We start from the raw sequence: 13190 nt of genomic DNA, 5'->3' as shown, positions 1-13190 counted from the left end.
TATACAGGTTCAACGACCCTGGCAGGCGTCGACGCGCAGCCAGCGTTCGAGTTGCTTGAAACCCTGCACCAGAAGGAAGGAGATCAGCAGGTAGAACAGGCCGGCAGCGAAGAAAATCTCTACGGGCAGGTAAGTGCGGGCGATGATGGTCCGCGCCATACCGGTCAGTTCCAGCAGGGTAACGGTGCTCGCCAGGGCACTGGCCTTGAGCATCAGGATCACTTCGTTACTGTAAGCCGGTAAGCCAATGCGCGCGGCCCGCGGCAGCATGATGTAGATCAGTGCTTTGGCCCGGGACATGCCCAGTGCCCGCGCTGCTTCAATCTCGCCCCGTGGGATGGCCTGTAGCGCGCCACGCAGGATCTCGGCAATGTAGGCGGCAGTATGCAGGGTCATGGTCAGCACCGTGCACCAGAACGGATCGCGCAGGTAGGGCCACAAGGCGCTGTTACGAACGGCTTCGAACTGGGCGAGGCCGTAATACACCAGAAATAGCTGAACCAGCAGTGGCGTGCCGCGGAAAAAGAAGATGTAGCTGAACGGCAAGGCACGTACATACCAATGCCGCGACGAGCGGGCAATACCCAGTGGAATGGCGAGAATCAGGCCGGCAATGACTGCAATGGCGACCAGTTCCAGCGTCAGCGTTGCGCCCTGGGCCAGGCGTGGTAGCCACTTGATGATGACTTCCCAGTTCATTGGTTAGGCCTCGCGAAGCCGCGTGCGGCACGTTTTTCCATGAAGTGCATGCCGGTCATGGCAAGGACGGTCAGCCCCAGGTAGATAACCGCGGCGACCATATAGAAGGTGAACGGCTGCTTGCTCACCGTCACGGCGATCTGCGAGTGACGCATGATCTCTTCCAGGCCAATCACCGATACCAGCGCGGTGTCCTTCATCAGAATCATGAACAGGTTGCCCAGCCCGGGAAGGGCGATACGCCACATTTGTGGGAGAACAAGTTTGGAGAAGATCCGCCCTCTGGAAAGGCCCAGGGCCAGACCCGCTTCACGGTGGCCCTTGGGGATGGCCAGAATCGCGCCACGGAAGACTTCCGTGGCATAAGCGCCGAAGCACAAGCCCAGAGCGATCACGCCAGCAGCAAAGGCGTTGAGCTCCAAGCCAGGAATATGCAGGGCTTCGCCAAGCCGGTTCATCAAGCTGACGGTGCCAAAGTAAATCAACAACACCCACAGCAGTTCGGGCACGCCGCGAACTAACGTGGAGTAGAAGCCACCCAGCCATTGCAGGGGTTTGTACGGCGAGGTCTTGGCCAGGGCGCCAAGCAGCCCCAGTACCAGCCCCAGACATAGGGCCGACAACGCGAGTTTGACGGTCATCAGCGTCCCGGCCAAAAGGGCCGGACCGAATCCGTAGAGATCAATATTCATGGGCAGGTTTGTTCAAAGGACCGGCATCGCCTCCAGGGCGATGCCGGTCGGGGCGAATCAATAGATGCTGAACGGGAAGTACTTGTCGTTGATCTTCTTGTAAGTGCCGTCGGCAACGATTTCTTTCAGTGCGGCGTTCAGCTTGTTGCGCAGTTCATTGTCACCTTTGCGCACGGCGATACCGACCTTGTCGCTTTCGTTCACTGGATCGCCTTTGAACTCGTAGTTTTTACCGGCTTCAGACTTGAGCCAATCGTAGTTGGCATATTTATCAGCCAGCAGGGCGTCGACACGGCCCGAGGTCAGGTCCAGGTAGGCGTTTTCCTGGGTGTCGTAAAGGCTGACTTTGAACTTGCCGTCCATGCCACCGTGATCGTCCAGCCAGATAGCGGCCTGTGTTGCGCGCTGGGTACCGAGTGTCTTGCCTACGAGCGAAGCATCGTCAGTCTTGAAGTCGACGTTTTTCGGCGCGATGAACTGCTGTTTGTTCGAGTAGTACGGGTCGGTGAAGTCCACGGCCTGCTTGCGCTCGTCGGTGATCGACAGCGACGAGACGATGAAGTCGAACTTCTTGGCGTTCAGCGCTGGAATGATGCCGTCCCAGTCTGAGGTGACCACTTCGCACTCGACTTTCATCTTGGCGCACAGGGCATCGCCAATATCTTTGTCAAAGCCGACGACCTGGCCGCTGGCGTCCTTGTTGTTGAACGGCGGGTAGGCCGCTTCGATGCCCATCTTCAGTTTTTCGGCAGCCATGGCGTTGGCCGAGAACACCAGCGTGGCGGCAGCGGCCAGGAGGAATTTCTTATAGGTCTGCATGCGTATTGCTCCGTTAGCGGTTGCTGGACATGAATTGTTTACAACGCGCCGAGTTCGGGTTTTCAAAAACCTGCTGCGGCGTTCCCTGCTCTTCGACCAACCCTTGGTGCAGGAAGATGACTTCGCTGGACACCTGGCGGGCGAAGCCCATTTCGTGCGTAACCAGTAGCATGGTACGGCCTTCTTCGGCGAGGGCGCGGATAACGTTAAGCACTTCCTGGACCATTTCCGGATCCAGGGCCGAGGTCGGCTCATCGAACAGTATGACTTTGGGTTTCATCGCCAGGGTGCGGGCAATGGCCGCACGCTGCTGCTGGCCACCGGACAATTCGGCCGGATAGCTGTGGCGCTTGTTGTGAATGCCGACCTTGTTGAGCAGCGCTTCGGCATGCTCGATGGCTTCGGCCTTGCTCTGGCCCAGTACACGGCGAGGAGCCTCGATGATGTTGTCGAGGATGCTCATGTGGGGCCACAGATTGAAATTCTGGAACACGAAGCCGATCTCGCTGCGCAGGCGATTGATCTGCTTATTGTCGGCAGCCACCAGCTCACCGTTTTTCGCGGCCTTGAGCCGGAGTTCTTCGCCGGCCACCAGAATCTGGCCCTGGTGTGGGTTTTCCAGCAGGTTGATGCAGCGCAGCAGGGTGGACTTGCCGGAGCCGGAGGATCCCAAGATCGAGATCACATCGCCATCGCGTGCGGTCAGCGAGATGCCCTTGAGGATCTCCTGATCGCCGTAGCGTTTGTGCAGGTTGCGGATTTCCAGCGCGGGCGTGGCCTCAGCCATGTGCGGTCCTCATGTGTTCTGGTGCGCTCCTGCTTGTAGGCGGCCTTCCTGGCGAGCGCCAAGCTAGCATAGCGGCCGAATGACAGCCAACAAGGTAGGGAGGGGCAAGTGGTTGCCGAGAGGGCCAGTGTCGCATCGCTGCAGTGGACTGTCGCGCGGATGTCCGCCTGCCCTCGTTTCCAGGGCCGGAGCCTTGATGAAAAAAGGCGCGATGGTGCCAGTTTTGGCCGGTGCTGGGAAGTCGTTTCTGACCTTGCGCACAGCTTTGGCACCTGAATCCGGCAATTGGTTGCGCCTACAGGTTGCGCCTTTTTGCGCCGAGATTGTGCGTGAGGTGTTACCACTGGTGGTTTTTGGTGCGCCCGTGCATTTGTAAGTGAGTATTTCAGTAATTATCGCTTTCTACCGATTTTTGCGGGTCTTTCGGTCAGATTCTGGCAGAAAGACCTGTAAGCCTTGTTACACGGGGCTGTGAGAAATTCCGAACGAACGGTCATCTCGCTGGCGCGCTTATTGCGTTGCCCCATGGCAACAGGATGTAGCACTCTTTTCAGCGGGTGCGCCTGACGAAACAGGATTAGAAAGCCACTCCTTGCAAAGGTAGTTTTATGAGCGGTACGCACAATTCCAATGACCTCGCTCAGGGGCTCAAACAACGGCATGTAACCATGCTCTCTATTGCTGGTGTGATCGGTGCCGGTCTGTTTGTGGGCTCTGGCCACGCCATTGCCGAAGCCGGCCCAGCCGTTTTGATGGCCTATGCTGCTGCAGGCACGCTGGTGGTGCTGGTGATGCGCATGCTGGCGGAAATGGCCGTTGCCTCTCCGGATACCGGCTCTTTCTCGACCTATGCCGACAAGGCCATCGGCCACTGGGCCGGTTTTACCATCGGTTGGCTGTACTGGTGGTTCTGGGTGCTGGTGATCCCGCTGGAGGCCAACGCTGCTGCAACGATCTTGCATGCCTGGTTCCCCGACGTTGGTATCTGGGTGTTTACCCTGGTGATTACCTTGCTGCTGACTGCGACCAACCTGTTCAGCGTGAAGAACTATGGCGAGTTCGAGTTCTGGTTCGCGTTGCTCAAGGTGGTGGCGATCATTGGCTTCATTATCCTCGGCGTGGCGGCCATCTTCGGCCTGCTGCCGAACAGCCAGGTCAGTGGTGTCAGCCACCTGTTCGACACCCAGGGCTTTATGCCCAACGGTATGGGCGCTGTGCTGGCAGCGATGCTGACCACCATGTTCTCGTTCATGGGAACTGAGATCGTTACCATTGCCGCCGCCGAATCCAAGGATCCCGGCAAGCAGATCACCAAAGCCACCAACTCTGTGATCTGGCGGATCTTCCTGTTCTATCTAGTATCGATTTTCGTGGTTGTGGCACTGGTGCCGTGGAACCACAGCGACCTCGCTGAAGTGGGGTCCTATCAAACCGTGCTTAACCTGATGGGCATTCCCAATGCCAAGATCATCGTTGATATCGTCGTGTTGATCGCGGTGACCAGTTGCCTGAACTCGGCGCTGTACACCTCTTCACGCATGCTTTTCTCCTTGAGCAAGCGTGGTGACGCGCCGGCTGTTGCCCAGCGAACCACTTCCAGCGGTACTCCGTATTGCGCGGTGGTGCTGTCGACGGCGGCGGCGTTCCTGACGGTGATTGCCAACTACCTGGCGCCTGCTCAGGTGTTCGAGTTCCTGCTCGCCAGCTCCGGCGCCATCGCCTTGTTGGTGTACCTGGTGATTGCCGTGTCGCAACTGCGCATGCGCCGTCAGCGTATGGCGCGGGGTGAGAAGATCGCGTTCAAGATGTGGCTGTTCCCCGGTCTGACCTGGGCGACCATCGTGTTTATCGTCGGCATTCTTACTGTGATGCTGATCCGTCCGGATCACCGCATCGAGATTGTCGCAACCGGTTTACTGTCCATCGCGGTGGTGGCGGCGGGGCTGCTGGTGGCGCGTAAGCGCAAGGCCGAAGCCGCTGGACGGGTGGTGTTGAACAACTGATCGGTTGTTGAAATGAAAAGGCCGCGATCTGTGAGGATCGCGGCCTTTTTTTGCTCGGTGTGTCATCGCTGGCAAGGCTGCGCAGCAGTCCCGATTCAGCCAAACATCTTCTGTTGCGTTTTGGCCACCGCTTCCGAGGCCGAGATGTAAGCTTCCTGGAACTCGTCGCTCTCCAGCCAGGCCATGGTGGTGTCCTCATCGGCACCATCGAGCCATTTGCGATAGGCGCTGAAGACCATGACGATGTAGTCGGTAGCGTGCTCTTCCTTGTGGCCTTTGAGGACCAGGGCCAGCAGTGGGTCAACCAGGAACACCGAGATCAACGGCACCAAGCCGCCTTCCTGAGCTTGCTTCATCTTGTCGAACAGGGCGGTGTAGCTGCCCGAGTCCATGGCCTTGTTGAACACCTGCTCGACGCTGGCGCTGGAGCTCTCGCCGCTGCTTTTGACCGCCTGGCCGCTACGCACCATACGGTTCTCACGGGCCTTGTTGGCGGCGCGCTTGGCGCGTTTCTGTTGTTTGCTGCTGGAGGCCATCGGTGCACCCTTGTGCTGATTCGGACAAATTGCGCGTATTGAATCGCAGTTGGCCGCTAAACCCAAGTGCCGCTGCTCAGGCCGGCTGAGGCAGTTCGCCACGGTCTTCCTCTTCAAGTACCCGTGCCGCACGGTCAACCAGCAGTGGATCAGGCTGGTAGGCCACGCTCAGGTCCTTGCCTGGGTAGTCCAGCGAATGCAGGAAGTGGCGAATGCAGTTGATCCGCGCGCGCTTCTTATCGTCGGATTTGATCACTGTCCACGGGGCATCGGCGGTATCGGTATGGAAGAACATCGCTTCTTTGGCTGCGGTGTATTCATCCCACTTGTCCAGCGACTTGATGTCGATCGGCGACAGTTTCCAGTGTTTGAGCGGGTCGTCACGACGCGAGATAAAGCGGCGCAGCTGTTCTTCACGGTTGACCGAGAACCAGTACTTGAACATCAGCGTGCCGCTGTTGCAGAGCATGCGCTCCAGGTCAGGTGCCTGACGCATGAACTCCAGGTATTGCAGTGGCGTGCAAAAGTCCATGACGCGCTCAACACCGGCACGGTTGTACCAGGAGCGGTCGAAGAAGACCATTTCACCGGCGGTGGGCAGGTGCTGGATATAACGCTGGAAATACCACTGGCCCCTTTCCTGCTCGGAAGGCTTCTCCAGGGCGACGATACGTGCGCCGCGCGGGTTCAGGTGCTCCATGAAGCGCTTGATGGTACCGCCCTTGCCAGCCGCGTCACGGCCTTCAAAGAGGACGACGATGCGCTGACCGGTCTCCTTGACCCAGCTTTGCACCTTAAGCAGTTCGATCTGCAGGGCGTGCTTGGCCTTTTCGTACTCGGCGCGGCGCATGCGGTTGCGGTAGGGGTAGCTGGCAGGCAATTTCGCTGTGGTGCTGTCTTCGTTGGAGCCGCGTGGTGCCGAGGCGACCTTCAAGGCGGCTGGTTCCTGGCTGATGGTGGTGATTTCACCATCGACGGTAACCGTAGCTGTCTTGCGAGTGGCGCGCGGGCGCCGGGTGCGGGTAGTGCCGGGCTTGGGTGGCAGAGTCTGGTTGGCGCTCGCGGGTGTTTCTGGGGCGGGCAAGGGCAGTGGCAGGGCAGTGGATTCTTCGCTCATGGGGGGCCTGTTGGTTTTTCTAATGTCTTCAAGACATTCTACGGCTGCCCCTCAAGGGCATACTGACTGTGGTCAAAAGTCTTCGGCTTGTTTTCGGTCAGCCGTCGCTCCAGGGCAGGCTGCCGCAGAACGCATTGCCTTCGTAGCGGCTGGCTATCGGCCCGAGGAGCATGATTGGTCCGCAGGCGTAGAGCGTTGCCCTGACACGCTGCTTGGTATTGAACAAGATCACCTGTGCGCCGTTTGCGTCAGCGCCGTATGCTACTTCGCTGTAGTTTTCGCATACCGGCAGTTGCAGTGGGATCGGCACAATCAGTGCCCACAAGGTGATGCCGCACCATTGGCGGGTAACGTCGGACTTTTGCGTTTTGCTGATAACCGCAGAGCTGGCGTTCTGGCTCAGTTGTTGATGGTCATCGCTGGGGTAGGTCTGCTTTTGCGGGAGGGTCACTGTCGCGCCGACGCAGCCGGTCAGGCACAGCATCATGGTGACGGCAACGGCGGCGGTTAGTCTCATCCTTGGCTCCGGCTGCCCTGCAGCTGTTCCGTGCGCAGGTCGGCCCGTGATCAGAAGAGAAATCGCGGGCATTAAAAAAGCCCCAAGGAATCACTTCACTTGGGGCTTTTCGGTATTAGTGGTGCCCAGAGACGGAATCGAACCGCCGACACGGGGATTTTCAATCCCCTGCTCTACCGACTGAGCTATCTGGGCAACGGGGCGCATTAAAAGGCTTTTTCAGGTTTGCGTCAACGACTTTTTGAAAATTTTTTTAATTAATACCGTCGCTTACGTTTTTTGCGGGTTATTCAGCGGGTGGAACGTAGCCTTCGGCCTTTTCGTATTCCTGGCCGGAGAAGAATTTATCCATCTCACCCTGGAGGAATTTGCGGTCCTCGGCGTTCATCATGTTCAGACGCTTCTCGTTGATCAGCATGGTCTGTTCTTTCTGCCAGTCGGCCCAGGCTTTTTGCGAGATGTGTTCGAAAATATCCTGGCCTTTGGCGCCCGGGTAGGGTGGACGCTCCAGACCTGGCAGTTGTTCTTTGTACTTGCGGCACATTACGGTGCGGGTCATCGCGACTCTCCTGTAAGCAATACGTCGGCCGCACGTTTCAGCAGTTTTTTCACCGGGGCGGCGAGGCCCAGGCGCGGCGGGGTGGCGAGGTTATACCAGAGCCAGTCGGCCTCGGTCACGTGATCCGTGGCGCTCTCGACCCGGACCAGCCAGGGTTCGATCGCTAGCTGAAAGTGGCTGAAGGTGTGGGTCAGGCTGTCTAGCGCCTGGCTGCTAGCCAGGCTAAGGCCGTGCTGCTCGGCCAGATCTTCAAGCTGTTCGAGGTTATCCAGCTCCGGCAGGCTCCACAAACCGCCCCATAGGCCGCTGGACGGTCGCCGGTAAAGCAAGATGGCGCCGTCATGGCTGGCCAGCAGCGGCATCAACGTGCGCTTCTGTGGCAGCTCCTTGCGCGGCTTGGGCACCGGGAAGCGTATTTCTTCGCCGAGCATGTGCGCTTCGCAGCCAATCTTCAGTGGGCACAACAGGCAACTGGGCTTGCTACGCGTGCACAGCGTCGCGCCGAGATCCATCATCGCCTGGGTGTAATGGTTGACCCGAGTGTGCGGCGTATAGCGCTCGGCGTTGGTCCACAGCGCCTTGGCTACCTTTGGCTCGCCTGGATAACCTTGCTGGGCGGTGTAGCGCGCCAGCACACGCTTGACGTTGCCATCGAGAATCGGGGCGCGCAGGCCCATGCTGATACTGGCAATGGCACCAGCGGTGGATAGGCCGATGCCGGGTAACTCGGTCAGTTTCTCCACGTCACGGGGAAACTCACCGTCATACTGTTCGACGACGATCTTCGCGGTCTTTTGCAGATTGCGCGCCCGGGTGTAGTAACCCAGGCCTGTCCACAGGTGCAGGACTTCGTCCTCAGGGGCGGCAGCCAGGGCTTGTACGGTCGGCAGCGCCTCCATGAAGCGGCCGAAGTAGTTGAGCACGGTGCTCACCTGGGTCTGCTGCAGCATGATCTCCGAAACCCACACCCGATAAGGGGTTATGCCCTGTTGCCAGGGCAGGTCATGACGGCCGTTACGGTCGTACCACTCCAGCACGGCGCTGGAAAACTGCTCGGGGCTCATTTCTTGAACAGCCCCTTGAGCGCATCCTTGAGTTCCGGGCTGACCTTGTCACCGAGTTTTTCGTCGATCTTGTCGCTGAGTTTCTCGCTGACTTTGTCACCAGCAAGCTTGGCGGCGACTTTGCCCAAGCCGTCCTTGTCCAGACGACAGGCCTTGGCGCCTAGCTCAAGCGGGCCACGGCAGCGCAATGGCAGCTCAAGGCCGACATAGCGCTGACCAACCTGGCAGGCCGGGTCTGGCATGTCACGCTTGTCACCTTCGACGATGACACCAACGCGGTAGTCCATGCCCAGCACGCGCAGGTCAAGGTCACCATGACCGTTGACCGTCAGGCCGGGAATACGCACCTTCAGGTCGGGGTTGCTGGCCACGCCATTACGCATCACCAGGCTGCCTTTGAGCTCCTGGAACGGGGTGTCCTTGCCGCGCGGCTCGCCGCTCAGGTCCTTGCGGTTGAGAGTGGCGATGGCTTGGCAAAGCTGCTGCTCAAGGTTGGCGTTGACCAGGATGCCGTCGTTGATGACGAAGCTGGCATTACCGTTGAGGGTGTCGATCAGCGCCTTCTGGCTGTTGCCGGTGGCGGTCAGGTCGCTGTTGAGGGTTAGCAAACCTTTGACCGGTGGGGTTTCGGTATGGCTCTTGATGAAGTGCTCGACCGGTACTCGATTGATCTTGGTGTTCAGACCGATCTGTGGCACTGCGGGGCGCACATCAAGGGTACCTTTGCTTTCGAAGCTGCCGTTGTAGAGGCCGCCGCGCAGGGTTTCCAGGGTGATCAAACCGCCTTGGCCCTGGGTTTTGAGGTTGGCGTTCTCGATGGGCAGCTTGTCCAGGGTCAACAGGCCGAAGTTCAGGTCAGCTTGCAAGTCGAGTTGACGCAGGCGATCGACCGGCAACAGCTTGTCATTGCTCCAGGCGACCTGGGTTGGCGCATCCGGTAGTGGCGTGTTACCGGCACTGGCCAGGGCGCTTTGCTCTTTGCTCTTGACCTCGGCCTGGCGCGCCGCGGTGGTGCTGGCAGCCGCTTCGCTCTTGGCCAGCATGTAGCGATCGGCGTCGAACTTGTCAGCTTTGAGTTGGATGCGCAGGGCTTGTTTGGCGAAGTCTTCGACGGCCAGACGACCGCTGAAAGTACTGTCGTCGAGTTTGATTGCCAGGTCTTCGAGGGCCAGGTTGTTAGGGCTGCCTTGCAGGCGACTGACCATCTCGAACGTGCTCAACGCGTTGGCATCAGCGGTGGCCGGCAACGGCTGACCGATGCTGTCGAGGAAGGTACGCAGGTTGATCTGGGCAATGGACAGGCCGCCCGTCAATTGCGGGGTTTTATCCAGGTCACGCAGGTTCAGCTCGCCAAGGGCGCGCAGTTGGTTGGCCGAGAGTTTCAGGCCATTCCACTCCGCGACATTGGCCGCCAGGTCAACCAGCAGCTGACCTTGGGCCGCGAAGGTCAGGGTCTTGCCTTGCAGAGGCTCGCCGGAGGCTTCGCCGCTGAACTTCATGTCTTCGAACTGATAACGCTTGAGGCGGCGGTCGAAGCGCAGCTCGCCGTTGAGTTCGGTGCGTGCCTTGAGTACCGGTTGGCCGCTGCTGATGAAGGCGGTCATTTTCAGTGGGATATTCACGCCTTCGTGTACCGCCCCGGTGCTCAACTGGATGCTTTCAGCGCCAAAGGTCTGGCCGCTGCGCGCATCGCTGTACTGCACCCGGGCGTTGTTCACGGTCAGGCTGTCGATGTCCAGTTTAACCGGGCGTTCGCTGGCGTCGCTGTTGCTGTCGACGTTGGCCGTGGCATCGCCGGCAGATGCTGGGGTTGCAGGGGCGGCGGTAGGCGCCGCGGGCAAGGGCTTGCCGATGTCTTCCCAGTTGCCATGGCCATTCTCGTCGCGGCTCAGGGTCAGGTTAAGACCTTCGACGCGCACGTCGCTCATCTGCACTTCACGGCGCAGCAAGGGCAGCACACGTACGGACAGCCCAAGCATCTGCAGGTCGGCAAACGGCGCTTTGGGGTTGTTCAGGGTCGCGATGCTGGCTTCATGCAGCTCCAGACCCAGCCAGGGGAACAGGCTCCAGCCAATGTCGCCATTGAGCGTCAGCTCGACGTGGGCTTTATCGCGTGCCAGCTGGCGAATCTCGTCTTTGTAGTCGTTGGGATCGAAGAGGTGGGTCAAGGCAAAGCCTAGAGCCACAATGATCAGCAACAGTCCGAGAAGCACTAGCCCCAGGATTTTGCCGAACGCTTTCATGGGCGAGTCCTTGTAGTCCGATTCTAAAATTTAGCCGCAGAGTATAGCGCTGCACGGGACGTCTCCGGGTGTGCCCAGGGATTACTGAGGAATTTTCCTACAGCCCTGACCAGATCCCACGGACGTGACTTGATCTGCAGTTCGACAATGATGGGCAAGACAGTTCCTTGCAAAGTACGCAGCAGTTGTCGAGCAAAAGGCAGGGTCAGCTGGCTTGCAAGGGGGAAGCTAATGCTACTCTTGCGCCGCTCACAAGCCCTGTTGCGGCGATTTGTCGCGTTTAGCAGGGCAATAGTGCCAAAAAACGATCAGTTGCCGATGGGCCAAGGTCGTGAGCCGTGAGCTGACCATTTCTGCGAGGGATCACAATAATGAATAGCAGTATCACGGCAGGCGCTATCACCAACAGCCCTGGTTTTTTGTCCAAAGAGCGGATTATTGCCGCGCCCGGCTTCAACCGCTGGCTGGTGCCACCAGCGGCATTGGCCATTCATCTGTGCATTGGCATGGCCTATGGTTTTTCGGTGTTCTGGCTGCCCCTGTCGCAGGCAATCGGTATTAGTGCGCCAGTCGCTTGTGCGCCGGACATGAGCTTTTTCGCCCGTCTGTTCAGTGCCGAGTGCGATTGGCAGATCTCGATGTTGAGTTGGATTTACACGCTGTTCTTTGTCTTTCTCGGTTGCTCGGCGGCAATCTGGGGCGGCTGGCTTGAGCACGCCGGGCCGCGCAAGGCCGGTGTGGTTTCGGCGCTGTGCTGGTGTGGTGGCCTGTTGATCTCGGCGTTTGGCATCTATACCCACCAGCTCTGGCTGATGTGGCTGGGCTCGGGCGTCATCGGTGGTATCGGCCTGGGTTTGGGCTATATCTCGCCGGTCTCGACCCTGATCAAGTGGTTCCCGGACAAGCGTGGCATGGCGACCGGCATGGCGATCATGGGCTTTGGCGGTGGCGCCATGGTCGGTGCGCCGCTGGCGGCTGCGCTGATGAACCACTTCGCCAGCCCGCAAGGGGTTGGCGTTTGGCAGAGCTTCGTGGTGATGGCGGTGATTTACTTCGTGTTCATGATCGGCGGCGCTTTGGCCTATCGCGTACCGCCCACTGGCTGGAAGCCCGAAGGCTGGACCGCACCGCTGAAGAACGCTGGCAATACCATGATCACTCACCGTCATGTACACGTCAGCGTGGCGTGGAAAACCCCGCAGTTTGCATTGATTTGGCTAGTGCTGTGCCTGAACGTGTCGGCGGGTATTGGCATTCTGGGCATGGCCTCGCCTTTGCTGCAGGAGGTGTTCGCCGGCAAGTTGTTGGGTAACGACCTGAGTTTCAGTGAGCTCAACACCGCCCAGCTGGCACAGATTGCTGCCATTGCCGCCGGATTCACTGGATTGTTGAGCCTGTTCAATATTGGTGGGCGGTTTTTCTGGGCCTCGTTCTCCGACTACATCGGCCGTAAAAACACCTATTTTGCCTTCTTTGCCCTGGGTGTAGCCCTGTATGCACTGGTGCCGAATATGGGCCACCTGGGTAATATCGCCCTGTTTGTGGCGGCGTTCTGCATCATTCTATCGATGTACGGCGGCGGCTTTGCCACGGTGCCTGCCTACTTGGCCGACCTGTTCGGAACGCAGATGGTCGGCGCCATTCATGGTCGCCTATTGACCGCCTGGGCGGCGGCCGGTGTACTTGGGCCAGTGCTGATCACCTATCTGCGTGAATACCAATTGGCGCTGGGTGTGGAGCGGGCTGCGGTGTATGACATCACCCTGTATATCCTCGCCGGCCTGCTGGTGCTGGGTTTTGTTTGCAATGCGCTGGTCCGCCCGGTTGCCGACAAGTACTTCATGACGGATGCGCAACTGGCAGCCGAGCAGGCGCTGAGCCATGACCCGCGTAACACTGATGCCCGGGTTCTGGAGTGGCACGCCGCGCCTGGCAGCCTGGCGCTAGTGGTCGGCGCCTGGCTGGTAGTGGGAATTCCGCTGGCGTGGGGCATTTGGGTGACGTTGCAGAAGACCGCGGTGCTATTCAACTGACTGTCAGCCCACAGAGATTTGTGCGATTTGGGGGATTTACCAGGTAAATCCCCTGCCACATGTCATCTTCGTTTCATGCCAGACGCTTCTGGGCCTATAATGATCGCCTTTTTCGCCCAAC

At 59.0% G+C, this 13190-nt stretch carries 13 protein-coding genes and 1 tRNA gene; 3 read left to right on the top strand and 11 right to left on the bottom strand.

Annotated features, from left to right (window positions below):
* Window positions 1-9: 9 nt before the first annotated feature.
* From ACQRAX_RS07835 to ACQRAX_RS07820, 4 genes are read right to left on the bottom strand one after another with little or no spacing between them, the layout of a single operon-like run.
* The gene (locus tag ACQRAX_RS07835) at window positions 10-699 is read right to left on the bottom strand and encodes an ABC transporter permease (RefSeq protein WP_412038939.1); all 690 of its coding nucleotides are present in this window, start codon (window positions 697-699) and stop codon (window positions 10-12) included.
* Complete coding sequence (locus ACQRAX_RS07830) at window positions 696-1391, bottom strand: ABC transporter permease (RefSeq protein WP_412038940.1); 696 nt, start codon at window positions 1389-1391, stop codon at window positions 696-698. The genes ACQRAX_RS07835 and ACQRAX_RS07830 overlap by 4 nt, the downstream gene beginning before the upstream one ends.
* Before the next feature lie 57 nt (window positions 1392-1448).
* Window positions 1449-2210, bottom strand: a complete 762-nt coding sequence (locus tag ACQRAX_RS07825; protein WP_412038941.1) for an ABC transporter substrate-binding protein — start codon at window positions 2208-2210, stop codon at window positions 1449-1451.
* 13 nt (window positions 2211-2223) lie between these two features.
* Window positions 2224-2997, bottom strand: a complete 774-nt coding sequence (locus tag ACQRAX_RS07820; protein WP_412038942.1) for an ABC transporter ATP-binding protein — start codon at window positions 2995-2997, stop codon at window positions 2224-2226.
* A 196-nt stretch (window positions 2998-3193) separates the two neighbouring features.
* Here ACQRAX_RS07820 and ACQRAX_RS07815 point away from each other — a divergent pair, with 196 nt between their 5' ends.
* Together ACQRAX_RS07815 and gabP are read left to right on the top strand one after the other, a co-directional pair.
* On the top strand, window positions 3194-3373 hold the full coding sequence (locus ACQRAX_RS07815; RefSeq protein WP_412038943.1) for a hypothetical protein: 180 nt from the start codon (window positions 3194-3196) through the stop codon (window positions 3371-3373).
* 232 nt (window positions 3374-3605) lie between these two features.
* A complete protein-coding gene (gene gabP, locus ACQRAX_RS07810) occupies window positions 3606-5000 on the top strand; it encodes a GABA permease (protein ID WP_412038944.1) in 1395 nt (464 codons plus the stop codon).
* 95 nt (window positions 5001-5095) lie between these two features.
* On the opposite strand, the gene ACQRAX_RS07805 is transcribed toward gabP, so the two are convergent.
* The 7 genes from ACQRAX_RS07805 to ACQRAX_RS07775 all read right to left on the bottom strand — a co-directional run bounded on the left by ACQRAX_RS07805 (window position 5096) and on the right by ACQRAX_RS07775 (window position 11036).
* The gene (locus ACQRAX_RS07805; protein ID WP_412038945.1) at window positions 5096-5536 is read right to left on the bottom strand and encodes a hypothetical protein; all 441 of its coding nucleotides are present in this window, start codon (window positions 5534-5536) and stop codon (window positions 5096-5098) included.
* 76 nt (window positions 5537-5612) lie between these two features.
* Complete coding sequence (gene ppk2 / locus ACQRAX_RS07800; RefSeq protein WP_412038946.1) at window positions 5613-6653, bottom strand: polyphosphate kinase 2; 1041 nt, start codon at window positions 6651-6653, stop codon at window positions 5613-5615.
* A 97-nt stretch (window positions 6654-6750) separates the two neighbouring features.
* Window positions 6751-7170 carry a hypothetical protein gene (locus ACQRAX_RS07795; RefSeq protein ID WP_412038947.1) on the bottom strand — a complete coding sequence of 140 codons (420 nt, stop codon included), beginning with the start codon at window positions 7168-7170 and terminating at the stop codon, window positions 6751-6753.
* A 119-nt stretch (window positions 7171-7289) separates the two neighbouring features.
* Window positions 7290-7365, bottom strand: a tRNA-Phe gene (locus ACQRAX_RS07790).
* Window positions 7366-7456: 91 nt separating this feature from the next.
* Window positions 7457-7729, bottom strand: a complete 273-nt coding sequence (locus ACQRAX_RS07785; RefSeq protein ID WP_403045020.1) for an oxidative damage protection protein — start codon at window positions 7727-7729, stop codon at window positions 7457-7459.
* Entirely contained in the window at window positions 7726-8793 is a 1068-nt protein-coding gene (mutY, locus tag ACQRAX_RS07780; RefSeq protein ID WP_412038948.1) for an A/G-specific adenine glycosylase, read from the bottom strand. The genes ACQRAX_RS07785 and mutY overlap by 4 nt, the downstream gene beginning before the upstream one ends.
* On the bottom strand, window positions 8790-11036 hold the full coding sequence (locus ACQRAX_RS07775) for an AsmA family protein (RefSeq protein ID WP_412038949.1): 2247 nt from the start codon (window positions 11034-11036) through the stop codon (window positions 8790-8792). The genes mutY and ACQRAX_RS07775 overlap by 4 nt, the downstream gene beginning before the upstream one ends.
* A gap of 371 nt (window positions 11037-11407) precedes the next feature.
* Here ACQRAX_RS07775 and ACQRAX_RS07770 point away from each other — a divergent pair, with 371 nt between their 5' ends.
* A complete protein-coding gene (locus tag ACQRAX_RS07770; protein WP_412038950.1) occupies window positions 11408-13069 on the top strand; it encodes an OFA family MFS transporter in 1662 nt (553 codons plus the stop codon).
* Window positions 13070-13190: the final 121 nt, after the last annotated feature.

Origin of the sequence: Pseudomonas sp. UM16, from assembly GCF_050312595.1 — a bacterium.
Lineage (GTDB): Bacteria > Pseudomonadota > Gammaproteobacteria > Pseudomonadales > Pseudomonadaceae > Aquipseudomonas.
The sequence above is the reverse complement of the archived record's forward strand: the minus strand, read 5'-3'. Positions and strand labels throughout refer to the sequence as shown.

What these genes read in the sequence shown, in the direction of transcription:
- ACQRAX_RS07835 (WP_412038939.1), bottom strand. Translation starts at nt 699, where the DNA reads ATGAACTGGGAAGTCATCATCAAGTGGCTACCACGCCTGGCCCAGGGC.
- ACQRAX_RS07830 (WP_412038940.1), bottom strand. Translation starts at nt 1,391, where the DNA reads ATGAATATTGATCTCTACGGATTCGGTCCGGCCCTTTTGGCCGGGACG.
- ACQRAX_RS07825 (WP_412038941.1), bottom strand. Translation starts at nt 2,210, where the DNA reads ATGCAGACCTATAAGAAATTCCTCCTGGCCGCTGCCGCCACGCTGGTG.
- ACQRAX_RS07820 (WP_412038942.1), bottom strand. Translation starts at nt 2,997, where the DNA reads ATGGCTGAGGCCACGCCCGCGCTGGAAATCCGCAACCTGCACAAACGC.
- ACQRAX_RS07815 (WP_412038943.1), top strand. Translation starts at nt 3,194, where the DNA reads ATGAAAAAAGGCGCGATGGTGCCAGTTTTGGCCGGTGCTGGGAAGTCG.
- gabP (WP_412038944.1), top strand. Translation starts at nt 3,606, where the DNA reads ATGAGCGGTACGCACAATTCCAATGACCTCGCTCAGGGGCTCAAACAA.
- ACQRAX_RS07805 (WP_412038945.1), bottom strand. Translation starts at nt 5,536, where the DNA reads ATGGCCTCCAGCAGCAAACAACAGAAACGCGCCAAGCGCGCCGCCAAC.
- ppk2 (WP_412038946.1), bottom strand. Translation starts at nt 6,653, where the DNA reads ATGAGCGAAGAATCCACTGCCCTGCCACTGCCCTTGCCCGCCCCAGAA.
- ACQRAX_RS07795 (WP_412038947.1), bottom strand. Translation starts at nt 7,170, where the DNA reads ATGAGACTAACCGCCGCCGTTGCCGTCACCATGATGCTGTGCCTGACC.
- ACQRAX_RS07785 (WP_403045020.1), bottom strand. Translation starts at nt 7,729, where the DNA reads ATGACCCGCACCGTAATGTGCCGCAAGTACAAAGAACAACTGCCAGGT.
- mutY (WP_412038948.1), bottom strand. Translation starts at nt 8,793, where the DNA reads ATGAGCCCCGAGCAGTTTTCCAGCGCCGTGCTGGAGTGGTACGACCGT.
- ACQRAX_RS07775 (WP_412038949.1), bottom strand. Translation starts at nt 11,036, where the DNA reads ATGAAAGCGTTCGGCAAAATCCTGGGGCTAGTGCTTCTCGGACTGTTG.
- ACQRAX_RS07770 (WP_412038950.1), top strand. Translation starts at nt 11,408, where the DNA reads ATGAATAGCAGTATCACGGCAGGCGCTATCACCAACAGCCCTGGTTTT.